Source organism: Actinomadura sp. NPDC023710, assembly GCF_040639875.1.
GTDB lineage: Bacteria > Actinomycetota > Actinomycetes > Streptosporangiales > Streptosporangiaceae > Spirillospora > Spirillospora citrea.
This window is the reverse complement of record NZ_JBFAGB010000002.1, coordinates 352,556-374,318: the sequence shown is the minus strand read 5'-3', so window position 1 is coordinate 374,318 and position 21,763 is coordinate 352,556. Positions and strand designations below refer to the sequence as shown.

Annotated in this window: 28 protein-coding genes; 19 read left to right on the top strand and 9 right to left on the bottom strand. The window is 71.6% G+C overall.

Annotated features, from left to right (window positions below; all coding sequences use genetic code 11):
* The first annotated feature begins 403 nt into the window (after nt 1-403).
* The gene (locus AB0H37_RS03885; RefSeq protein WP_329086270.1) at nt 404-1,807 is read left to right on the top strand and encodes an NAD-dependent malic enzyme; all 1,404 of its coding nucleotides are present in this window, start codon (nt 404-406) and stop codon (nt 1,805-1,807) included.
* Nucleotides 1,808-1,849: 42 nt separating this feature from the next.
* Here AB0H37_RS03885 and AB0H37_RS03880 read toward each other — a convergent pair whose 3' ends face one another.
* Nucleotides 1,850-2,515 carry a hypothetical protein gene (locus AB0H37_RS03880; protein ID WP_360611166.1) on the bottom strand — a complete coding sequence of 222 codons (666 nt, stop codon included), beginning with the start codon at nt 2,513-2,515 and terminating at the stop codon, nt 1,850-1,852.
* 161 nt (nt 2,516-2,676) lie between these two features.
* On the opposite strand from AB0H37_RS03880, the gene AB0H37_RS03875 reads away from it, so the two are divergent.
* From AB0H37_RS03875 to AB0H37_RS03860, 4 genes are all read left to right on the top strand, one after another.
* Nucleotides 2,677-3,252, top strand: coding sequence for a YqgE/AlgH family protein (locus tag AB0H37_RS03875; protein ID WP_179837221.1), 576 nt, complete (start codon nt 2,677-2,679; stop codon nt 3,250-3,252).
* A gap of 10 nt (nt 3,253-3,262) precedes the next feature.
* The gene (locus AB0H37_RS03870) at nt 3,263-3,526 is read left to right on the top strand and encodes a DUF3039 domain-containing protein (RefSeq protein ID WP_179837220.1); all 264 of its coding nucleotides are present in this window, start codon (nt 3,263-3,265) and stop codon (nt 3,524-3,526) included.
* Nucleotides 3,527-3,733: 207 nt separating this feature from the next.
* Nucleotides 3,734-4,798 carry a zinc metalloprotease gene (locus tag AB0H37_RS03865; protein WP_360611164.1) on the top strand — a complete coding sequence of 355 codons (1,065 nt, stop codon included), beginning with the start codon at nt 3,734-3,736 and terminating at the stop codon, nt 4,796-4,798.
* Between the two features lie 36 nt (nt 4,799-4,834).
* The gene (locus tag AB0H37_RS03860; protein ID WP_360611216.1) at nt 4,835-6,577 is read left to right on the top strand and encodes a DEAD/DEAH box helicase; all 1,743 of its coding nucleotides are present in this window, start codon (nt 4,835-4,837) and stop codon (nt 6,575-6,577) included.
* 4 nt (nt 6,578-6,581) lie between these two features.
* Here AB0H37_RS03860 and AB0H37_RS03855 read toward each other — a convergent pair whose 3' ends face one another.
* A complete protein-coding gene (locus tag AB0H37_RS03855; RefSeq protein WP_360611162.1) occupies nt 6,582-6,947 on the bottom strand; it encodes a hypothetical protein in 366 nt (121 codons plus the stop codon).
* Nucleotides 6,944-7,084 carry a hypothetical protein gene (locus AB0H37_RS03850; RefSeq protein WP_360611160.1) on the bottom strand — a complete coding sequence of 47 codons (141 nt, stop codon included), beginning with the start codon at nt 7,082-7,084 and terminating at the stop codon, nt 6,944-6,946. Before AB0H37_RS03850 ends, AB0H37_RS03855 begins: the two co-directional genes overlap by 4 nt.
* A gap of 150 nt (nt 7,085-7,234) precedes the next feature.
* Here AB0H37_RS03850 and AB0H37_RS03845 point away from each other — a divergent pair, with 150 nt between their 5' ends.
* On the top strand, nt 7,235-8,023 hold the full coding sequence (locus AB0H37_RS03845) for a helix-turn-helix transcriptional regulator (RefSeq protein ID WP_360611159.1): 789 nt from the start codon (nt 7,235-7,237) through the stop codon (nt 8,021-8,023).
* The gene (locus AB0H37_RS03840; protein ID WP_360611157.1) at nt 8,014-8,199 is read left to right on the top strand and encodes a DUF397 domain-containing protein; all 186 of its coding nucleotides are present in this window, start codon (nt 8,014-8,016) and stop codon (nt 8,197-8,199) included. Before AB0H37_RS03845 ends, AB0H37_RS03840 begins: the two co-directional genes overlap by 10 nt.
* Before the next feature lie 98 nt (nt 8,200-8,297).
* On the opposite strand, the gene AB0H37_RS03835 is transcribed toward AB0H37_RS03840, so the two are convergent.
* Complete coding sequence (locus AB0H37_RS03835) at nt 8,298-8,501, bottom strand: hypothetical protein (RefSeq protein WP_360611155.1); 204 nt, start codon at nt 8,499-8,501, stop codon at nt 8,298-8,300.
* Nucleotides 8,502-9,457: 956 nt separating this feature from the next.
* Here AB0H37_RS03835 and AB0H37_RS03830 point away from each other — a divergent pair.
* Complete coding sequence (locus AB0H37_RS03830) at nt 9,458-10,066, top strand: hypothetical protein (RefSeq protein WP_360611153.1); 609 nt, start codon at nt 9,458-9,460, stop codon at nt 10,064-10,066.
* 235 nt (nt 10,067-10,301) lie between these two features.
* On the opposite strand, the gene AB0H37_RS03825 is transcribed toward AB0H37_RS03830, so the two are convergent.
* From AB0H37_RS03825 to AB0H37_RS03815, 3 genes are all read right to left on the bottom strand, one after another.
* Nucleotides 10,302-10,847: a gluconokinase, GntK/IdnK-type gene (locus AB0H37_RS03825; RefSeq protein WP_360611151.1), complete on the bottom strand. Its 546-nt coding sequence runs from the start codon at nt 10,845-10,847 to the stop codon at nt 10,302-10,304.
* Between the two features lie 2 nt (nt 10,848-10,849).
* Entirely contained in the window at nt 10,850-11,431 is a 582-nt protein-coding gene (locus AB0H37_RS03820; protein ID WP_179837216.1) for a nicotinamidase, read from the bottom strand.
* A gap of 76 nt (nt 11,432-11,507) precedes the next feature.
* Nucleotides 11,508-12,860, bottom strand: coding sequence for a nicotinate phosphoribosyltransferase (locus AB0H37_RS03815; RefSeq protein ID WP_360611214.1), 1,353 nt, complete (start codon nt 12,858-12,860; stop codon nt 11,508-11,510).
* A 121-nt stretch (nt 12,861-12,981) separates the two neighbouring features.
* Here AB0H37_RS03815 and clpS point away from each other — a divergent pair, with 121 nt between their 5' ends.
* From clpS to rdgB, 11 genes are all read left to right on the top strand, one after another.
* Nucleotides 12,982-13,278, top strand: a complete 297-nt coding sequence (clpS, locus tag AB0H37_RS03810) for an ATP-dependent Clp protease adapter ClpS (protein ID WP_179839018.1) — start codon at nt 12,982-12,984, stop codon at nt 13,276-13,278.
* 4 nt (nt 13,279-13,282) lie between these two features.
* Entirely contained in the window at nt 13,283-13,807 is a 525-nt protein-coding gene (locus AB0H37_RS03805) for a DUF2017 domain-containing protein (protein ID WP_329086294.1), read from the top strand.
* Nucleotides 13,808-13,831: 24 nt separating this feature from the next.
* Nucleotides 13,832-14,245, top strand: a complete 414-nt coding sequence (locus tag AB0H37_RS03800; RefSeq protein WP_360611148.1) for a M67 family metallopeptidase — start codon at nt 13,832-13,834, stop codon at nt 14,243-14,245.
* Between the two features lie 31 nt (nt 14,246-14,276).
* Nucleotides 14,277-14,465, top strand: a complete 189-nt coding sequence (locus tag AB0H37_RS03795) for a hypothetical protein (RefSeq protein WP_329086298.1) — start codon at nt 14,277-14,279, stop codon at nt 14,463-14,465.
* A 91-nt stretch (nt 14,466-14,556) separates the two neighbouring features.
* A complete protein-coding gene (locus AB0H37_RS03790; protein ID WP_179837212.1) occupies nt 14,557-14,829 on the top strand; it encodes a MoaD/ThiS family protein in 273 nt (90 codons plus the stop codon).
* A 21-nt stretch (nt 14,830-14,850) separates the two neighbouring features.
* Nucleotides 14,851-15,798 (top strand): cysteine synthase, encoded by a 948-nt coding sequence (locus tag AB0H37_RS03785; protein ID WP_179837211.1) that lies wholly within the window; start codon nt 14,851-14,853, stop codon nt 15,796-15,798.
* 108 nt (nt 15,799-15,906) lie between these two features.
* Entirely contained in the window at nt 15,907-16,737 is an 831-nt protein-coding gene (locus tag AB0H37_RS03780; RefSeq protein ID WP_179837210.1) for a thioesterase family protein, read from the top strand.
* A 113-nt stretch (nt 16,738-16,850) separates the two neighbouring features.
* On the top strand, nt 16,851-17,690 hold the full coding sequence (gene murI / locus AB0H37_RS03775) for a glutamate racemase (RefSeq protein WP_179837209.1): 840 nt from the start codon (nt 16,851-16,853) through the stop codon (nt 17,688-17,690).
* A gap of 28 nt (nt 17,691-17,718) precedes the next feature.
* On the top strand, nt 17,719-18,468 hold the full coding sequence (locus tag AB0H37_RS03770) for an MBL fold metallo-hydrolase (protein ID WP_179837208.1): 750 nt from the start codon (nt 17,719-17,721) through the stop codon (nt 18,466-18,468).
* Between the two features lie 76 nt (nt 18,469-18,544).
* A complete protein-coding gene (gene rph, locus AB0H37_RS03765) occupies nt 18,545-19,264 on the top strand; it encodes a ribonuclease PH (RefSeq protein ID WP_179837207.1) in 720 nt (239 codons plus the stop codon).
* Nucleotides 19,261-19,875: an RdgB/HAM1 family non-canonical purine NTP pyrophosphatase gene (rdgB, locus tag AB0H37_RS03760; protein WP_360611144.1), complete on the top strand. Its 615-nt coding sequence runs from the start codon at nt 19,261-19,263 to the stop codon at nt 19,873-19,875. The genes rph and rdgB overlap by 4 nt, the downstream gene beginning before the upstream one ends.
* Nucleotides 19,876-19,906: 31 nt before the next feature.
* Here rdgB and AB0H37_RS03755 read toward each other — a convergent pair whose 3' ends face one another.
* Nucleotides 19,907-20,827, bottom strand: coding sequence for a sensor histidine kinase (locus AB0H37_RS03755; protein ID WP_360611142.1), 921 nt, complete (start codon nt 20,825-20,827; stop codon nt 19,907-19,909).
* Complete coding sequence (locus tag AB0H37_RS03750; protein WP_360611140.1) at nt 20,827-21,732, bottom strand: MEDS domain-containing protein; 906 nt, start codon at nt 21,730-21,732, stop codon at nt 20,827-20,829. Before AB0H37_RS03750 ends, AB0H37_RS03755 begins: the two co-directional genes overlap by 1 nt.
* Nucleotides 21,733-21,763 lie beyond the last annotated feature (31 nt).

Sequence of the window (21,763 nt, the reverse complement as noted above, 5' to 3'; positions counted from 1 at the left end):
TGGCGCGGGCGGACGGCGTCCCGTGCCGGCACACGGGCGACGGCCGAAGGGTGGCGAGCTGGGGCGAGCGGGACACCTGACCGCGCTGGTGAGCGTATGCTCGTTGACTGATGACCGCGCCCGTGCGGCCGTGTGGAGCACTTCCACGGGTGAAGTACTCCACGGGGCCGATCCGGCCGGTCCGCGGCTCCGCCGCCTCGTGATCGACACCGCCCGTGCCCGGCACCGGCTCGTGATCGACACCACGGGGGCGCCCGTGCCCGCGACCGTCGAGCCGATCGTCGTCGCGGCCCGGGCTCTGCGAGCCGCGGGACGGGACCGGGCGGCGGCTCCGGACGCACCGTCCCCTGGTGAGCGGCGCGCTCGGATGTGGACAAACCCGTATAAATAGGGAGCAGCTGTCGTGGCGAGCGTGCCAAGCGTGTCGTACTCCATCACCGTCCGGCTGGAGGTCCCGGCCGGCGGCAGGGCCGTCAGCCAGATCACCCATGTGGTCGAGAACGCGGGCGGCATCGTCACGGCCCTCGACGTCAACACCGCCGGTCACGAGACCCTGCGCATCGACGTCACGATCGCCACCCGCGACACCCAGCACGCCGAGGCGATCGCGGGTGCGCTGGAGCGGATCGAGTCCGTCAAGATCCACAAGGTCAGCGACCGGACGTTCCTGATGCACCTCGGCGGCAAGATCGAGATGCAGTCGAAGGTGCCGTTGCGCAACCGCGACGAGCTGTCGATGGCCTACACGCCCGGCGTCGCCCGCGTCTCCCTGGCCATCGCCCGCAACCCCGAGGACGTCCGCCGGCTGACGATCAAACGCAACAGCGTCGCCGTGGTGACCGACGGCTCGGCGGTGCTCGGCCTCGGCAACATCGGCCCGGAGGCCGCGCTGCCGGTCATGGAGGGCAAGGCGGCGCTGTTCAAGCGGTTCGCCGGGATCGACGCGTGGCCGATCTGCCTGGACACCCAGGACACCGACGAGATCGTCCGGACGGTGCAGATCCTCGCGCCCGCCTTCGGCGGCATCAATCTGGAGGACATCTCCGCGCCGCGCTGCTTCGAGGTCGAGGCCCGGCTGCGCGAGCTGCTGGACATCCCCGTCTTCCACGACGACCAGCACGGCACCGCGATCTGCGTGCTCGCCGCGCTGACCAACGCGCTGGGCGTCGTCGGCAAGGACATCGGCACCGTGCGCATCACCATGGCGGGCGCGGGCGCGGCCGGCAGCGCCATCCTGAAGCTGCTGATGTACGCGGGGGCCCGCAACCTCGTCGTCTGCGACTACGCCGGCGCCGTGCACAAGGGCCGCGACGACCTGGACGACTCGCTGCGCTGGATCGCCGAGCACACCAACGAGGGCGGCTACTCCGGCGACCTGCGCGGCGCGGTGAAGGACGCCGACGTGTTCATCGGCGTGTCCGCCCCCGGCATCCTGAACGGTGACGACATCGCCACGATGAGCCCCGACGCGATCGTGTTCGCGCTCGCCAACCCCGAGCCGGAGGTCTCGCCGGACGAGGCGCGCGAGCACGCCGCCGTGGTCGCCACCGGGCGCAGCGACTACCCGAACCAGATCAACAACGTGCTGGCGTTCCCCGGGGTGTTCCGCGGCCTGCTGGACGCCCAGGCCGACGGCGTCACCCTCGACATGCTCGCGGCCGCGGCCAAGGCCCTCGCCGAGGTCGTCACCCCGGACGAGCTCGGCCCGAACTACATCGTGCCGAGCGTCTTCCACCCGGACGTCAGCACCCGCGTGGCCGGCGCCGTCCGCGAGGCCGCGGGCGGCCGTCCCCGCACCGAGGCGTAGGCGCCCGGAAGGCGGGCCCGCGGCGCGGGCCCGCCGCTGCGCTCAGTCGGACTTCCTGCCCGCGAACATCTGCTCGCGGCGGCGCGGCCAGGTGCCGCCCCACCAGAAGATGATCGCGCCGGTCAGGATGACGGCGACGCCGGTCGCGGCCCGCGCCCACAGCACGGTGTCGGGGCCGGTGTGCGGCAGCTTGCCGGGCGGCGTCTCGCGCGGCGCGGCGCCGCCGGCCTTCTTGCAGTTCGCCTTGGCGGAGGCGCTCCCGATCTGCCGGTTCGCCCACCGGACGGTGATGCGGGTGCCGCGGTCCTCGCGCAGCTTCACCGCGACCGTCCGGGTGGCGCCCGGGCCGATCTTGCCGGGGACGGCGGCGGTGTCGTCGTTCTTCTCGACGGAGAAGTCCTCGGTCTGCGTTCCGGTGTTGCGGACCCTGACGTTCACGGTGCGGTCCGGGCAGGACACCGATCCGATGGTGGCCGTCACCGGCCGCGCCGGAGCCCCCGTCGGTGTGCGGGTCGGGGTGCGCGTCGGGGTCCGGGTGGGCTTGCCCGAGGCGGACGGTGAACCGCCGGACGGGCTCGGGCTCGCCGACGTGGACGCGGCACCGGAGGTCGGCGACGCGGAGCCGTCCGACCTGAACAGGGCCGGGATCGCGATCAGCGCCCCGATCACGATGAACACGGCGGCGATGACGACCCTGGGCAACTGCATCGCTGGTCCTCCCGGCCCGCACCAAGCGGGTGGCCGATGATCCTAGATCATTCTTAACCCAGGACCTTGTGGTGCCGATATCCCCATCGATAGGAATGCGTAACAGGCTAACGAGCGAGGAGGCGTGCCGCCGGAGGTCCGGGCAACGCATCATGGGACCCATGGAAGACGGGATCAGGGTCGGGCTCCTGCTGGTGGCCACTCCACAGCTGGAGGATCCGAACTTTCGGCGCAGCGTCGTCCTGCTGGTCGAGCACGACGGCGACGGGGGAACCCTCGGGGTTGTCCTCAACCGGCCGACCGAGATTCCGGTGGACCGCGTGCTGCCGCCGTGGGCGGAGCTGGTGACCGGACCGGCCGTGGTGTTCCAGGGCGGGCCGGTCGCGCTGGAGAACGCGCTCGCCCTGGCCCGGCTCCCCGGCGAGGACGAGCCGCTCGGATGGCGCGCCCTGGACGGCGGCCATGAGGTCGCCCGGGTCGGCCTGGTCGACCTGGAGGCCCCGCCCGGCCTGCTCGCGGCGGAGCTGCTGCAACTGCGCGTGTTCGCCGGATACGCGGGCTGGTCGCCCGGGCAGCTGCGCACCGAGGTCGAGGAGGGCTCGTGGTACCTGGTGCCCGCCGAGGCGGGGGACGTGTTCGCCGGCGACCCGGACCGGCTGTGGCAGGACGTGCTGCGCAGGCAGGGCGGCGACCTGGCCTTCGTCGCCACATTCCCCGAGGACCCGACGCTGAACTAAGGTGAACGGTGTGAGTACGAAGATCCTTCCCGACGGCGACACCCAGACCGATGTCAAGCCGGACCTCTCCCACGGTGACGGCGACCACGAGCGGTTCGCCCACTACGTGAAGAAGGCCAAGATCACCGAGAGCGCGGTGACCGGTACGCCGGTGATCGCGCTGTGCGGCAAGGTCTGGGTGCCGAACCGGGATCCGAAGAAGTACCCCGTCTGCCCGGAGTGCAAGGAGATCTACGAGTCCATGCAGTCGGGCGGGGGCAAGGGCGAGGAGTGACCGGCCGCTGAACGGCGGCCGACGGCGCGGCGCCGGGTAGGCGTGCGCGCGTGGGGTCCTGCGGTCATGTGCCGCGGGACCTCGGCCTTTCTTATCGCGGGATGCCCCGAAAGGGACGTCCCTGAACAATCGGGGGATTGAATGCGGCGCTTGGCCGGGGTTTCACTGTGCGCACTGACGGTCACGGTGTGTGCTGTTCCAGGTTCGGTGAGTGAGGGGGAGTGGGAACGGACGAAGGTCGCTCCCGCCGCCGGCGGCGACGACTGCGTCCGCGCGGGCACGACGGGCGGGACGGCCGCCGCCAGCGGGACCGCCCTCCGCGGGAGGGGCGCCTCGGGCGGGGCGGCGAGATCGGCCCAGGCGCGCGACCGGGCCGACCTCGGCCACGAGCAGGCCACCGCCATGCTCGCCGACCTCCGCCGCACGCTCCTCGACCGGTTCGGGACGACCGACGAGGCCCTCCTCGACTCGCGCCTGCTCGGCGAGACGCTCCCCGGCTCGGCCCGCCGCGGGTCGGAACGGCGCGCGACGGGGAGCCTCGTCGTGCCGGTGCGGTTCCACGTCGTCCACAGCGGGGGTTCCGGGCGGCTGTCCACGGCGGCGGTCCGGCGCCAGATCGCCACGCTGAACGCGGCCTACGGCGGACGCCTCGGCGGCTCCGACACCCATGTGAGGTTCCGGCTCGACTCCCTGGACCGCACCGACAACTCGGCCTGGTTCCACAACCCGCAGCGCAACGAGGGCCCGATCAAGCGGCGCCTGCGCAAGGGCGGGCGCGGGACGCTCAACCTCTACACGGCGGCCGTCGGCTCGGACGTGCTGGGCTTCTCCACCTTCCCGCAGTGGTACCGGCGCGACCCGCGCCTGGACGGCGTCATCGTCGACTTCCGCAGCCTGCCGTACGGGTCGTACGCGCCGTTCAACCACGGGTTCACGGCCGTCCACGAGATCGGGCACTGGCTCGGCCTGATGCACACGTTCGAGGGCGGGTGCGTGTCGCCGGGCGACGGGGTCGCCGACACTCCGTACGAGCAGGAGCCGGCGCAGGGCTGTCCGCAGGGCCGCGACACGTGCCCGCAGCGCGGCCGCGATCCGATCCACAATTTCATGGACTACGCGCACGACGCCTGCATGCGGGGCTTCACCACAGGTCAGGGCCGCCGCATCCGTGCCGTGTGGGCGGCGTACCGGTCCCGAAAGCCCGGCCGCCACCGTGTGGATCTCGGCACAGGTGCGCCGGGCGCGGCACGATCTGTCGGTGCGGCTCGGTAGCCTTCAATGACCGTGAGCACCTTCGCCGCATCGAGCATGCCCCCCGCCTTCCCCGAGCGGGCCGCCTGGGGGACCGCGTCCTCCCTGCGCGCCTGGCAGCAGCAGGCGCTGGAGGCGTACTTCGGCGCGGACGGAACGGCGCCCGGCCCGCGCGACTTCCTCACCGTCGCGACGCCGGGCGCCGGCAAGACGACGTTCGCGCTCCGGCTCGCCCGCGAGCTGATGGAGCGCCGCGTCGTCTCGTCGCTCACGATCGTGTGCCCGACCGAGCACCTCAAGCGGCAGTGGGCCGAGTCGGCGGCCCGCGTCGGCATCAGGATCGACCCCGAGTACCAGAACGGGCAGGGCCCCGTCGGCAAGGACTTCCACGGCGTCGCCGTCACGTACGCGACCGTCGCCGCGCGCCCGGCGCTGCACCGCAACCGCACCGAGGCGCGCAAGTCGCTGGTCGTCTTCGACGAGGTGCACCACGCGGGCGACGGTCTGTCGTGGGGCGACGCCGTCCGGGAGGCGTTCGAGCCGGCGACGCGGCGGGTCGCCCTGTCCGGCACGCCGTTCCGCACCGACATCAACCCGATCCCGTTCGTCCAGTACGAGGAGGGGCCGGACGGCGTCCGGCGGAGCCGGGCCGACTACACCTACGGCTACGGCCCCGCCCTCGCCGACGGCGTCGTCCGACCGGTGATCTTCCTGGCGTACGCGGGCGAGATGCGCTGGCGCACCCGCGCGGGCGACGAGATCACCGCGACCCTCGGCGAGCCGCTCACCCAGGACCAGACGTCCCAGGCGTGGCGGGCCGCGCTCGACCCCAAGGGCAACTGGATCACACAGGTGCTGGCCGCGGCCGACCGCCGCCTCACCGAACTGCGCCGCGTCATCCCGGACGCGGGCGGCCTGGTCATCGCCACCGATCACGAGGCCGCCCGCGCCTACGCCAAGATGCTGCGCGCGGTGACCGGGCAGGGCGCCACGATCGTGCTGTCGGACGACCCGACCGCGTCCAAGAAGATCAAGGCGTTCGGCGAGACCGACGACCGTTGGATGGTCGCGGTCCGCATGGTGTCCGAGGGCGTCGACATCCCGCGGTTGTGCGTCGGCGTGTACGCCACCTCCACCAGCACGCCGCTGTTCTTCGCGCAGGCCATCGGGCGCTTCGTCCGCGCCCGCAAGCGCGGCGAGACCGCGTCGGTGTTCCTGCCGTCGGTGCCGACGCTGATGGGCCACGCCTCCGAGATGGAGGAGGAGCGCGACCACGTCCTCGACCGGCCCGTCCGCGAGGACGGCCTCGACGACGATCTGCTCGCCGAGGCCAACCGCGAGCAGGACTCGCCCGACGTCGGCGAGGAGCTGCCGTTCGAGACGGTGGAGGCGTCCGCGACGTTCGACCGCGTGCTCTACGACGGCGGCGAGTTCGGCATGAACGCCGAGCCGGGGTCGGCCGAGGAGGAGGAGTTCCTCGGCATCCCCGGCCTGCTGGAGCCCGACCAGGTGTCGGCGCTGCTGCGCAAGCGGCAGGCCGAGCAGATCGCCAACGAGCGCAGGCGCAAGACCGGCGACCCCCGCGCCGACCGGACCGCCGCCGAGGACATCGCGGCCCTGCGCCGCGAGCTGAACGGCCTCGTCAACTCCTGGAACCACCGGACCGGCCAGCCGCAGGGGGTCATCCACAACGAGCTGCGGCGCGCCTGCGGCGGCCCGCCCGTCCCCCAGGCGAGCGCCGAGGAGATCCGCGGGCGCATAGCCAAGATCCGCGAATGGGCCACCAAACGCCGCCACTGACGCGTCACCGCCGCGCCGCGGCCGAGTCTGCCGCGGAGCCGGATGCACGACGCGCGCTCAGACGATCCCAGAGGACGTCGCTGAGGACGCCCGCCACGCGCTGAGGGCCGTCGGAGGGGTAGAGCATCGCCCCTGAGACCCGGTAGACCCACCGCCCGCCGGTGCGTTCCGCCGTGACACTGACCGCGAGACTTCCCTCACCCTCGGGGAAGACCCACAGCACCGGCGGCGACTCCACGTAGACCTGAAGGTGGGACCAGCCGTGAGCGTGCGTCGCGGCGGCCAGGACGTCGACATGCCGTTCGGCGGTGGCATGCCCGAACCGGACACGCCACCACGCCATCACCAGCCGGCCGCGCGCCACCCTCATCCATGGAGCCGAGCCCATGTCACCTTCCCGCCGCCGTCCAGCGCCCGGACGCCCCACTCGTCGACCAGCAGAGAGACCATGAGCAGCCCCCGCTCGGACTCGGCCGTGGCGTTCTCGCCGTGGAGGACCGGGGCCACATCGGACCTGTCCTACACTTCCACCACGAAGTAGCCGTTTTCCAAGACGAGACGCACGGAAATGGCTTTCGTGTCGGTGTGCCTATAGGCGTTCGTGACTAATTCCGTGACCATGGTACGCGCGATGTAGTCGTCGCCTAGGTGCCACTTATGCCCTGGGAGTCGCCGAACGCGCTTCTCGGCTCCGAACTACGGCGCTATCGAGAGGCGGCGGGCTTGAGCATCGCCGCCTTCTGCGAACTCATCCAGGAGAGCGCGCCCTACTCGAAGAGCACGGTCGGTTCCGTGGAACGCGGGGAGTCCCGCCCAGACCGGCTCCTCGCCGTCCACGCCGATCGCGTCCTCGACACCCGCGAAGCCCTCACCCACCTGTGGGACGGCCTCTACAAGGGAACCAACGCGGTCCCCGCATGGTTCGTCGACTGGGCCATGCAAGAACCGAAGTTCGAGAGGATCCGGAGCTATCAGCCGCTGGTCGTGCCCGGCCTCCTCCAAGTGCCCGCGTACGCCGCCGCTGTTCTCGACGACGAGGCGGCCATCGAGGCCCGCCTGGCGCGGCAGGACATCCTGAGCCCGGACGGGTCGCCGCCCAGACTCCTGTACGTGCTGGACGAGAGCGTGCTCTATCGCGACGCCGGCGGAGCGGAAGTGATGCGCGAACAGCTCCAGCGTCTCATCGACGTCTCGTCCCGCCTCGTGCGTATCCAGATCATTCCGCTCCGCGTGCACGAAGGCATCGGCGGAGCATTCGTCATAGGCACCCTCCCGGACGGGAGCGAGGTAGGGTACAAGGACAACCCGATCAACGGCGACACGACCACGGACCGGGCCGAACTCAATCGGCTCGCCGGGTTGTTCACGTCAATTCAGTCCGCCGCGTATCCCGTAGACCAGTCCCTCGAACTGATAGCGAAGGTGGCGCAGGAGAAATGGACTTGAGCACCGTCGTGTGGCGCAAGGCGTCCCGTAGCTCCAACAACGGTGGCGACTGCGTTGAGCTCGCCCGTGGCGGCGAGGTGGTGGCCGTCCGTGACAGCAAGGACCCGGACGGCCCCAAGCTCCTCACCACCCCCCGGGCACTTCGTCACCTCGGCGAGGCCATCAAGAACGCCTAGCCTGGCGGGTCCGATCAGAAGCAGAACGAGGGCCCGGCTGAGCCAGGCCCTCGTCGGTGATGCGGAGAGGCGCGAGCCTCTCACGCGGGACCGCCCTCTCAGACGGTCCGGTTGCCCCTGGAGCGGGCACGCCTGTTGTAGAACTCGGCCCAGATGTAGAACCTGCAGCCGACGAAGGCGCCGAGCGCCAGGAAGACGGCGCCGATGAAGACGCCAAGGCTCAGCGGGACGGACACCCTGACGATGAGGCCGATGATGACCCCGATCAGGACGCCGATGAAGCCGCCGATCGAAGCGAACACACCGAGACCCGCCACGATCCTGAGACAGAGTTTGAGGTGTGCGGTTTCGTGGTTCATGAGAACCCTCCGGTTGTATGTCGCACCTCTCGTGAGGTGAGGTGCCTGCCGCGCACCGTCCGTGACCGGTCGCCCCGCGCAAGCAGATGCAGGTGATCCGTCGGCCTCGAGGCGACGAGCGCATGGTCGAGACCCACGCGACAACTCGCGGTCGATGTACGTGATCACGTACATCGAGGGGAGGTGAGGTGAGGTTCGATGCATCCCATGTCCGCGAGCGAGCCGGGCTCGGGCCCGTGTTGTTCCCTCTGCCGGAGACGTCGCTTCTTTGTGATCACGGCACACCGTCACCCACCGGTTCGAGACGTGCCATAGTCCGGCGGTTCGATCAGAAGTGAACGAGGGCCTGGCTCCGCCAGGGGAGGTGGTCGTCGTCGGTGAGAGGGTGGCCCGCGCGCGCAACAGCGCCTCTCACGCGCAGGTGCTGGACGCCCACGAAGGGCGGGCGTCGGCCTGGAGGAGTACCGGCACGTGCGTGCTCAGAGGTCGAGCCCTCGAATCAGGGCGCGAAAGGAAGGCCGGCCAGGCCTCGTAGATGATGTGAAAAGGCGTGGATTTCCATACTGTGACCGCCTTGTCAAGCTGGTCTGGTTGCCCCTGCAAAGGGGCGCGCGGGGCGGCGGGCAGCCCGGAAGTTGTGAATGCTGCCGCTGATGGCGCCCGGCCTGAGGACGCTGGCGCCGATGCCGTCCGCCGTCGCGGATGCTGTCAGGTGCCGTCTGCGACGGCTCCCCGCCCGGTGCTGTCGGGGAGGGGGCGGGGAACTCAGGCCAAAGATTTGCAGGCAGAGCGGCATCGCCTGATTGCGAAGCGATTCAGCATGCGGACGGTGATGTGAAGCACCCGCGCATCAGCGCGAGTGCAACGCAACCCAGACACCACTACTCAAGGAGTACGACATGCGTCGTCTTCTCAAGCAGCGCCTTCTGACCGTGCAACCCGGCCTCAGCCCGATTCTCCATGGTGGATTCGGCGCGATGACCATCGTCGCCGAAGACCGCCCGGACGTTCAGGTCGTCCTGAGCGGCCTCGGACTCCGCAGGATCCCCGAGTGGGTCATCCTGGATCCCACCACCAACGGATACTGCTTCGTCCGTTGTGATCGCCTGTGGGAATGGGGCGCGCTCGTCAGGGCGGTCACCGTCCGCGTTCCGCGCGATTTCGCCTACCTCATCCAGGCGTACACGCGAGGTCGCATCACCACCACCGGCCCGATCGGGCGCGTCCAACTGACCGCCTTCGGGCGCATCAGGGTCGAGGAGATCCCCACGAACTCCACGGCCGTTCTGTCCACCAAGGGCTGGTGGAGCTCGATCAAGGTCGGCAAGACCAGCGGTGAACTCTCCGCAAACACCAACGGCGGGTCCGTACAGGTCGAGGCGGCCGCCCCCAGTTCCCTCACCATCTCCCCCAAGGGAGGGAACGTCGACGTTCACGGCGACTGGGACGACCGAGCCCTGTGGATCTTGGGCGAGTGCTGGCGCGAGACCCTTCGCAAGAGCACCTGACCAGCCACGGGCAACGGCCGCCGGCCGTCACCCTTCACCAAGGCTTCGGCGCCGGCCAAAGCCCCGCACATCGAGAGGCCCGGCACCAGCCGGGTCTCTCTTCGTTCCGATCTGGGACGCGTGGCCATGGTGGAGTAGGTGTGATCGCCGAACCGGGCGTGCGGGCCGCCACGACCCGGTCTCGTTGCACGGCACTCGGAAGTGACGTCAGGCGATCACCGTCATCGGCATGAGGTCAGGGGGAGGTGGGGGTCAGGTCCAGAGACTTGAGGATGTGGGTGACGGTTTCCTCGGGGGTGCCCGTGACGGGGGCGGTGATGATGTTCTCGTCCTGGCCCGGGGGTTCGAGGTCGGCGAACTGGGAGTCGAGGAGCTCGGCCTTGAAGAAGTGACCCTTGCGGGAGCGCATGCGGGCGGCGATCGTGTCGCGGTCGCCGTCCAGCAGGACCAGGCGGACGCCCGCGTGGCCGCCGGCCAGCAGGTCGCGGTACCGGCGTTTGAGGGCGGAGCAGGTGACGACGCCGGGGCGGCCGGTGGCGAGGCGGTCGGCGATCCACGCGGCGATGGCGCGCAGCCAGGGGAGCCGGTCAGCGTCGGTGAGGGGGTGGCCCGCGCGCATCTTGGCGACGTTGGCCTCGGAGTGGAACGCGTCGGCCTCGGCGTACTCCCAGCCGAGGCGTTCGGCGAGGAGCGCGCCGATCGTGGTCTTGCCGCTGCCGGACACGCCGGCGACCAGGATGACCATGGGCTCGGCCGTGTCCGGGGGGTTGTCCGGGGGCATGGTCAGGCGGTCACCACCGGGGCGCCGGACAGGACGATGCCCTCCTGCCCGAGCTCGTCCAGCGCCCGGTCGACGGTGGCCTTGCCGACCCCGGCCGTGAGGTCCAGCAGGACGGTGGTGCGCAGGCCCGCGCGGACGGCGTCCACCGCGGTGGCGCGGACGCAGTGGTCGGTGGCGATGCCGACGACGTCAACGGAGTCCACGCCGCGGGCGGCGAGCCAGTCGGCGAGCGGGGTCTCGTCGTCGGAGAACCCCTCGAAGCCGCTGTAGGCGGCGGTCTCGCGGCCCTTGCTGAACACGGCCTCGATGGGGGCGAGGGCGAGGTTGGGGTGGAAGTCGGCGCCGGGGGTGCCGATCACGCAGTGCGGCGGCCAGGTGTCGGCGAAGTCCGGTTCGGCGGAGAAGTGGCCGCCCGGGTCGAGATGGAAGTCGCGGGTCGCCACGATGTGCGCGTACTCGGACCGGTGGGCGGCCATGTACTCGGAGATCGCGGTCGCCACCGCGGCGCCGCCGCCGACGGCGAGCGAACCGCCCTCGCAGAAATCGTTCTGCACGTCCACGATGATCAGAGCCTTCGTGCCCATGACCGCTCCCTCTACCGGTTGCCCCACCGGACCTCCACCGACCGTACCCCAGCCTTGTCCCCCCACGCGGGACGGCTCAACGGCGTGGCCCGCCGTCGACGAACTCGGTCGGGACGGCGGGCTCCCCCTTGGAGAGCCGGCGCGCCGTCGGGGGCAGTTCGGCGACCGAGCGCGTGTGCCGTTCCCTGGCGACGCTGAGCGGCTCGCGTCCGACGACCTCGCCGTCCCGCACCAGCTCCACCTGGAGGACGCGGTCGTGGGGGCCGGACGTCGGCTCCGTGGTGAACACGGTCTCGGCGTGGGCGACGCCGTGCCCGTCGACGCGGCGGACGGCGGTCTTGCGCCCGCCGCGGCTCGGCTTGCCCGTCGAGCGCTTGGCCACCGGGCGCATGGGCGCGTCCTCCCGCGGGCCGTCCGCCCGGGCGACGAGCTTGTAGACGAGCGAGGCCGTGGGGGCGCCGGAACCGGTCACCAGGGACGTCCCCACGCCGTACCCGTCCACGGGCGCCGCGCCGAGCGCCGCGATGCCGTACTCGTCCAGGTCGCCGGTCACCACGATGCGCGTGCCGTGCGCGCCGAGGGAGTCGAGCTGCTCGCGGACGCGCCGCGCCATCACGCCGAGGTCGCCGCTGTCGATCCGGACGGCGCCGAGGTCCGGTCCCGCCAGCTCCACCGCCGTCCGGACGGCCCGCTCGACCTCGTAGGTGTCGACCAGCAGTGTGGTGGCCTCGCCCAGCGCCGCGAGCTGCGCCTCGAACGCGTGCCGCTCGCTGTCGTGCAGGAGGGTGAAGGAGTGCGCGCTCGTCCCGGCGGTCGGGACGCCGTACAGCCGGCCCGCCTCCAGGTTGGACGTGGTGGTGAACCCGGCGATGTAGGCGGCGCGGGCGGCGGCCACGGCGGCGCGCTCGTGGGTGCGCCGCGACCCCATCTCGATGATCGGGCGCTCCTGCGCGGCCTGCGTCATCCGGGACGCGGCGGACGCGATCGCGCAGTCGTGGTTGAGGATCGACAGGGCGATGGTCTCCAGCAGGACCGCCTCCCCGAACGTCCCCTCGACCGTCAGGATCGGCGATTCGGGGAAGTAGCACTCGCCCTCGGGGTAGCCCCAGACGTTCCCGGTGAAGCGGTACTTCTCAAGCCAGCGCACCGTGGGCTCGTCCACGATGCCGTTCTCGCTGAGGAACTCCAGTTCGGCGTCGCCGAAACGGAAGGCCTCGATGGCGTCCAGGAGCCGCCCGGTGCCGGCGACGACCCCGTACCGGCGCCCGGCGGGGAGGCTCCGCGCGAACACCTCGAAGACCGCGCGGCGGCCCTCCGTCCCGCTGCGCAGGGCGGCCTGCAACATGGTCAGCTCGTACTGGTCGGTCAGCAGGGCCGTGCCGTCACCAAGGTCCACAAGTGGAACTTTAGGGCCGACTGCGGGCACCATGGTGACGCGGGCCGCCACACGCGCCGGGGGTGCGGCGCATAGCATCGGATGCGGTGGGCGGCCGCGTCCTCCAGGGTGAGACTGCGCGCGAGAGAAGGGGGAGACCCGGCCAATGAGCGCCATGAGCACGGCGCCCGCACCGGTGGAGCTGGAGCGGCCGGAGGGGGCGGAGGACGTGAGCGCCGACCGGCCCTGGCTGGCGATCGTCTGGAACGACCCGATCAACCTGATGTCGTACGTCACGTACGTGTTCCAGGCCGTCTTCGCCTACCCCAAGGCCAAGGCCGAGAAGCTGATGCTCGACGTGCACCACAAGGGCCGCGCCGTGGTGGCCAACGGCACCCGCGAGGAGATGGAGCGGGACGTCGAGATCCTGCACTCCTACGGCCTGTGGGCGACCGTGAAGAAGGACGACTGAGCCGATGAGCCATGTGAGGAAGAAGCGCGAGGGCTTCCGGGTGCGGCTGGAGCCGGAGGAGACCGCGCTGCTGCGCGCCCTCATGGAGCAGCTGCTCGCCCTCCTCGGCGAGGGGCCGGGCGAGGACGGTGAGCTGGCGTCCCTCGGCATCGCCGAGAACGCCACGAAGTCGGACGACCCGGTCCTGGCGCGGCTGTTCCCGGACGCCTACCGCGACGACGGCGAGGCCGCCGGGGAGTTCCGCCGCTACACCGAGATGGGCCTGCGCGACGGCAAGCGCGAGGCGGCCCAGGCGGTCCTCGGGGCGCTGGGCGAGCACGGCACCGACGCCGTCCTCGACGAGAAGCAGGTGCAGGAGTGGCTGCGGGCGCTGAACGACGTCCGCCTGGCGCTCGGCACCAGGCTGGACATCACCGAGGACTGGTACGAGGAGGTGGGCGGCATGGACCCGCGCGACCCGCGCGCCCCCATGTTCGCCGCCTACGACTGGCTGACGATGCTGCAGGACGGTCTCGTCCGCGCCCTGTAAGAGGCGCCGCCTAAGCTTGCGGCCATGCTGACGATTGAACGGGCCCTGGTCGACCAGATCATCGCGCACGCGCGCGCGGACCACCCCGACGAGGCCTGCGGCATCATCGCCGGCCCGGTCGGCTCGGACCGGCCCGTCCGGTTCGTCGCGATGGTCAACGCGGAGCGCTCCCCGACGTTCTACCGGTTCGACTCCCAGGAGCAGCTGAAGGTGTGGCGGGAGATGGACGACCGGGACGAGGAGCCGGTGGTGATCTACCACTCCCACACCGCGACCGAGGCCTACCCCTCCCGCACCGACATCTCCTACGCGTCCGAGCCGAACGCGCACTATGTCCTCGTCTCGACCCGCGAGGAGGGCGACACCGAGTTCCGCTCGTTCCGGATCGTGGACGGCGAGGTCACCGAGGAGGAGGTCGCCGTCGTCGAGGGGGCCTGACGGCGTCGCCGGAGAGGACGGGCTGAGGACGATGCGCGGCGCGGGAGGTCCGGAGGCGGCCGGGATCGGCGGCCCCGCGGCCGGTAAACTGGTCGACATGTGGACGAGCGGGCATGGGGCGGGCGGCGCCGGGCGCCGTGCCGGGGCCCCAGCGGTGCCGCCCGTGCAGAGCTTCCTGTTCGGGCACTCGCGCGCCGAGGTCGTCTACGACTGTCGCTGACGCGCTGATCACGCCTGGAATCATCCCGCCGCCCGCCCGGTTCCACACGAGGGGCGGGCAGTCCCGTACGACGTTAAAGGAGATCATCGCGATGGCGATCGAGGTCCGGATCCCGACGATCCTGCGCAACCTCACCGACGGCGCCAAGGCCGTCGAGGGCAAGGGCGGCACGCTCGACGAACTGTTCGCCGACCTGGACGCCCGGCACGCCGGCCTGCGCGACCGGCTCGTGGACGACAAGGGCCTGCGCAAGTTCGTCAACGTCTACCTGAACGACGAGGACGTGCGCTTCCTCGGCGGGCTGGAGACGGAGGTCGCCGACGGCGACAGCGTCACGATCCTGCCGGCCGTCGCCGGCGGCTGAGCCGGCCGGGACGAGCGCCACATGCGATTCGACTCACTGCTGGACTCGCTCGGCGGCACCCCGCTGGTCGGGCTGCCGCGGCTGTCGCCGAGCGAGGACGTGCGGCTCTGGGCCAAGCTGGAGGACCGCAACCCCACCGGCTCGGTGAAGGACCGCCCCGCCTTCCACATGATCGAGAAGGCGGAGAAGGAGGGGCTGCTGACGCCCGGCTGCACGATTCTGGAGCCGACGTCCGGCAACACCGGCATCTCGCTGGCCATGGTCGCCAAGCTGCGCGGCTACTCGATGGTGTGCGTGATGCCGGAGAACACCTCCGCCGAGCGCCGCCAGCTCCTGGAGATGTGGGGCGCGCGGATCATCTCCTCCCCGGCGGCGGGCGGCTCGAACGAGGCCGTGCGGGTGGCCAAGGGCCTGGCCCGGGAGAACCCCGAGTGGGTGATGCTGTACCAGTACGGCAACGAGGCCAACGCGCTCGCGCACTACGAGACGACCGGCCCGGAGATCCTCGCCGACCTGCCGTCGGTGACGCACTTCGTCGCCGGGCTCGGCACGACGGGCACCCTGATGGGCGTCGGCAGGTTCCTGCGCGAGCGGGTGCCGGACGTCAGGATCGTCGCAGCGGAGCCCCGGTACGGGGAGCTGGTGTACGGGCTGCGCAACATCGACGAGGGCTTCATCCCCGAGCTGTACGACGACTCCGTCCTGACGACCCGGTTCTCGGTGGGGTCGCTGGACGCGCTGCGCCGCACCCGCGAGCTGCTGGAGCAGGAGGGCATCTTCGCCGGCATCTCGACCGGCGGGGCGCTGCACGCGGCGATGGGGATGGCGAAGAAGGCGGTGAAGGCCGGGGAGCGCGCCGACATCGTGTTCGTCGTCGCCGACGGCGGCTGGAAGTACCTGTCGACCGGCGCGTACGGCGGCACCCTGGAGGAGGCCGAGGCCCGGCTCGAAGGCCAGCTCTGGGCCTGACCGGCGGGGTCGCCCGTCGGGGCGGGCAGGGTAGAGTGCGTACTCGAACGTGATTCTAGAACCGTCTCGGCGGGCATCAGCCGGGACGGTCGAGCCGGGAGAGTGCGGATGAGCGGGTTCGGGGACTCCACGGCGGTGAAGCCGGCCGGTGAGGGCCGGTACGAGGCCGTCCTGGACGAGGGCTACGGCATCGCCCAGGCGCTGAACGGCGGCTACCTGATGGCCGTCCTCGCCCGCGCCGCCGTGGACGCCTCTCCGCACGAGCACCCGGTCTCGACCGCGGCGAACTTCCACCGCGTCGCCAAGGCGGGCCCCGCCGAGCTGGTCGTCGACTCCCGCAAAGTGGGGCGGACGGCCGCCTCGTCCCTCGTCACCCTCGTCCAGGACGGCCGTCCCGTCGTGGACGCCCTGATCACCACCGGCACCCTCGACCCGTCCGCCGAGCCCGACTTCGCCACCGAGGCGCCCGCCACACTGCCGCCGCTGGAGGAGTGCACGGGGTTCCGGCCGCCCGCCGCCACCGGCGGCGGCTTCGCCGACCAGGTCGACATGCGCTTCGACCCGACGACCATGGGCTGGCTGGACGGGCGGCCGAGCGGGCGCCCGGACATCCGCGCCTGGTTCCGGCACGGCTGCGGCCAGGAGCCCGACGGCTACTCCCTGGCCCTCGCCGTGGACGCGCTGCCGCCCGTGGCGCTCAACCTCGGCGCGCAGGGCTGGGCCCCGACCGTCGAGCTGACCTGGCACATGCGGGCCGTTCCCGCGCCCGGCTGGCTCGCCGTGCACGGCACCGGGCGGCTCCTCTCCGGCGGCTGGTTCGACGAGGAGGTCGAGGTGTGGGACAGCGCCGGCCGCCTCGTCGCGCAGAGCCGGCAGATCGCCCGCGTCCCCCTCGCCCGCTCCCAGCCGGCGCGACGCACCGGCGTTTCGGAGCGATGAACGACCGGACCCTGTGTCAACGGCGTGAGCTGGACGGTTTTCCGGTGCGTGACGGTGTGATGTCCAACGCATGACGCACCTGGGCGGGGCGCTGTCGCCTAGCCTTGTGCACCATGTCAGATCCAGCCCGGGGGGACGGCCTCCCAGACGCGCCCATCGGGATCTTCGACAGCGGTTTCGGGGGCCTCACGGTGGCCCGTGCCATCCTCGACCAGCTGCCGAACGAGCCGATCGTCTACCTCGGCGACTCGGGCCGCCAGCCGTACGGTCCGCGCCCGATCGCGCAGGTCCGCGCGTTCGCGCTGGAGATGCTGGACGAGCTGGTCGACGAGGGCGTGAAGATGCTGGTGATCGCCTGCAACAGCGCCAGCTCGGCGATGCTGCGCGACGCCCGCGAACGCTACGACGTCCCGGTCGTGGAGGTCATCAACCCCGCGACCCGGCGCGCGGCGCGCGCCACCTCCAACGGGCGGGTCGGCCTGATCGCCACCGAGGCCACCGTGAACAGCCGCGCCTACGAGGACGCGTTCGCCGCCGCGCCGCACATCGAGCTGGTCAGCGTCGCCTGCCCGCGCTTCGTCGACTTCGTCGAGGCGGGCGTGACGATGGGCGAGGACCTCCTCGACGCCGCCCGCGGCTACCTGCGCCCGATCGTGGACGCGGACTGCGACACCCTGATCCTCGGATGCACGCACTACCCCCTTTTGACGGGCGTCATCTCGTATGTGGTCGGAGACGGGGTCACACTGGTCTCAAGCGCCGACGAGACCGCCAAGGACGTGTACCGAGTGCTGCACGATCGGGGACTGGCCCGCGCCGAGGCGACGCCCCGGCCGGGGCACCGGTTCCGCGCCACCGGTGACCCCGCCGTGTTCGCCGAGCTCGGCCGCCGCTTCCTCGGGCCGGAGATCGGTCCGGTGGAGAGCACGTTGAGCAAGGCTTTGACGACCTGATTCCTCGGGACCCAGAGGAGGAGTGAGCGTGCGGGTCACTGTGATCGGCTGTTCCGGCAGCTTCCCAGGGCCGGACAGCCCGGCGTCCAGCTACCTGGTCGAGGCGGACGGCTTCTCCATGCTCCTCGACATCGGCAACGGCGCGGTCGGAAGCCTCCAGCGCTTCCACGGCCTGCTGGACATCGACGCCATCTGCATCTCGCACCTGCATCCCGACCACTGCCTCGACCTCACCGTCTACTGGATCGCGCGGACGTACTGTCCGGACGGCCCGGCGCCGCGCATCCCGGTGTACGGGCCCCGCGACACCGCGGACCACATGATCAAGGCGTACGAGCTGGAACCGAACCCGGAGATGACCGCCACCTTCGACTTCCGTCCGCTGGAGCCGGGGCCGACGCGCATCGGCCCCTTCACGGTGACCACCGCGCTGATGAACCACCCGGTGGAGGCCTACGGCCTGCGGATCGAGCACGGCGGCAGCGCCCTGACCTACTCCGGCGACACCGGCCACAGCGACGACCTGGTGCGGCTGGCCCGCGGCTCCGACCTGTTCCTGTGCGAGGCGGGGTTCGCCGACCGGCCGGACCTGCCGCCGGACATGCACCTGACGGGACGGGAGGCGGGCGAGCACGCCGAGCGGGCCGGGGTCGGCCGGCTGGTCCTGACGCACCTGCTGCCGTGGAACGACCCGTCCGAGACGCTCTCCGAGGCGAAGGCCAGCGGCTTCCGCGGCCCGGTCGAACTGGCCGAGGTCGGCGCCGTCTACGACTTCTGAGTGGTGCCGCCGCGGTGACCGGCGCCACCCTGCGGTAGGCCGCGTCCGGCGAGGGCCCGCCCGCTAGGGTGGGCGCATGGCTCGCCCCGATGATCGTGCATCCGACCGGCTCCGTCCCGTCCGCATCCAGCGCGGATGGCTCGACCACGCGGAGGGGTCGGTGCTCGTCGAGTTCGGCGCGACCCGGGTGCTGTGCGCCGCGTCCGTGCAGGCTTCGGTGCCCCGCTGGCGGCGCGACAGCGGGCTCGGCTGGGTCACCGCCGAGTACGCGATGCTGCCGCGCGCGACCAACACCCGCAACGACCGCGAGTCCGTCAAGGGCCGGATCGGCGGGCGCACCCACGAGATCTCCCGGTTGATCGGCCGGTCGATCCGGGCGTGCCTGGACCTCAAGGCGCTCGGCGAGAACACCGTCCAGCTCGACTGCGACGTCCTGCAGGCCGACGGCGGCACCCGCACCGCCGCGATCACCGGCGCGTACGTCGCGCTGGCCGACGCGGTGAGCTGGATGCGCGAGCGCCGCCTGCTCAAGGGGGACCCGCTCATCACCTCGGTGTCGGCGGTCAGCGTCGGCGTCGTGGACGGCGAGCCCCGACTCGACCTGTGCTACGAGGAGGACTCGGCCGCCGGGACGGACATGAACGTCGTCTGCACCGGCGACGGCCGGTTCGTCGAGGTGCAGGGCACCGCGGAGGGCGCCCCGTTCGACCGGGCCGAGCTGGACGCGCTGCTCGACCTCGGCGCCGCCGGCTGCGCCGAGCTGACCCGCATCCAGAACGAGGCCCTCGGCCGATGAGCGGGATCGTCCTCGCCACCCACAACCAGGGCAAGGTCGCCGAGCTCCACCGGATCCTCGGCGCCCTCGACGTCGTCGGCCTCGACGCCTTCCCCGGCGCACCCGACGTGCCCGAGACCGAGCTGACCTTCGAGGGCAACGCGCTGCTGAAGGCCCGCGCGATCGCCGCGTTCACCGGGCTGCCCGCCGTCGCCGACGACTCCGGCCTGTGCGTGGACGCATTGAACGGCATGCCCGGCGTCCTGTCGGCCCGCTGGTCGGGACGGTTCGGCGCCGGCGACCGGGACGCCGCGAACCTTCGGCTCGTCCTCGACCAGCTCGCCGACGTGGCCGACGACCGGCGCGGCGGCTCGTTCGTGTGCGCGGCCGCGCTGGTCGTCCCGGGCGGCGCCGAGCACTGCGTCGAGGGCCGGATGCGCGGCACCGTCATCCGGGAGCCGCGCGGCACCGGCGGCTTCGGCTACGACCCGGTCTTCCTTCCCGAGGGCGAGACCCGCACGACCGCCGAGCTGGCGCCCGCGGAGAAGGACGCCATCAGCCACCGGGGCCGCGCCTTCCGCGCACTCGCCGAGATCGTCCCCGGCGCCCTCCGAACCGCCGGCCTGGCCTGACCACAGGCCCCGGCCGGTCACCCGCTCCCGGTCACCCGCAGCGGAGCCGGACGAAGGTGCCGTCCCATCCGGCGCGCAGTTCCATCAGGTCGACCAGGAGGCGGACGGTCCACAGGCCGAAGCCGCGCTGGAGCGCGGAGTCGGGCGGGATGAAGCCGGTCAGCGGGTCGGGGCCGGGGCGCCAGAAGCCGTGGTCGCCGATCTCGCAGACGAGGTCGGCGCCGTCCTGCCACGTCCACAGCCCGATCGGCGGGGTGCCGTGCTGGAGGGCGTTCGCGGCGACCTCGTTGGCGGCGGTGACGAGGTTCTGCGCCTTCTGCTTGGTCAGACCGTGCGTGAGGGCGCGCTCGCCGACGAACACGCGCAGCGCGTGCAGGTCGTCGCCGTCGATGGACAGGTACTCCGCGGCGGCCGGGCGGTCGGAGCGGAACCGGCGATCGCAGCCGGATCCGAACCTCACCGGGTCGATGTAGTCGCCGTTGACCCCGTCGTGGCCCGGGGCGAGCAGCAGCGGATGGGTGCGGCGCGCCTCGTCGAGGATGCGGGGCGGCAGTTCCTCCGCGTCGTAGGGGCACAGCGCCCGCGCCCCCGAATCGCCGAAGACCACGTTGATGAGGGATTCGTAGCGGACCCATTCGAGCGTCTGGCGCTCGTCCCACCCGTGCCAGAGCGGCTCGGCGAGCGCGCAGACGGTGCGCGGCGCGCTCTGCTTCACGATGGTCTGGTAGTCGCGCAGGGTGTGCACGGGGTGCTGGTAGAAGGCGGCGGAGTCGAAGTACATGATCGCGTCGCCGTGCGGGGCCAGCGCGTCCCGCAGGGCGGCCAGATGCGGCTCGCGGGTGACGACGATCACGACCTGGTCGCCTTCCAGGCCCGACTCGACGAAGGGCACGGTGACGGACAGGAAGTCGTCGGTGCCCCGGTACATGAACGCCTTGTGCTCCAGTGCCATCAGGCGATGCCCTCCGTCTCCGCGAGCCGCCGCCCGCGGGCGAGGCCGGGCAGCCGGTGCCAGCCGACCATGTCGATGACGCTCTCGACGTCGGGCGACAGGTGGTCCAGGACCAGCGCGGCGTCGGCGGGCAGCCGGGTGGCGTGCTTGGCGAGCAGGTGCAGCCCGCCGAGGTCGATGAACCCGAGCCGGGAGAGGTCGAGGTGGACGCTGCGGCCGGGCCGCAGCCGGCGGAGCTGGTCGGCGAAGACCGAGTGCCGCGCGGCGTCCAGCTCGCCCTCGACGCGGAGCCCGTCGGGCTCGAACGTGCGCACGATCTTCAGTATCCCGTCGTCGAACTCGGGGTTCACTTCCACGAGGACCTCGTGTGTGTCGCGAAGGGCGGTGAGCTCGGCGGGCGGGCACGCGTACCGGTCGACCTGGCAGATCGCCATTGCCATGGTGCTCGGCGAGACGGTGTCGCCGACCCGGTGCTCGCAGCCCAGCATCCGGCCGAGGTCGGATCGGCCGGGATCGGTCAGCAGCCTGCTGTGGTCGGTGGTGAGGCGCACGGCGCGAAAGCCCTGCCCGAACGCGGCGCCGACCTCGCGGCTGACGGTGTCGGCCATCTTGGCCGGCTCGAACGCGCCGTCGCGGTCGAGGCACGCCTCCCGCAGCGGGATGACCCGCAGCTGGCCCGACCTGACGCGGGCGTCCACGTCGATCGGGTGCCCCGAGCCGAGGCCGGGCAGCCGATCGGCCGGGACGTCGGCGACGTACACGACCTTCTCGGTGGTCTCCAGGCCCTCCAGGACGAAGGGCCCGATGACCTGGTCGCGCTCCTCCTGACTGCTGTAGGCCAGCCAGCCGTGATCTCCGGGACGGAGTGCGCTTACGTGGCGCTTGGCGAACCAGGATGTGTCCATGGCCTGCCCATCGGTGTGAGGCGGATCTGTT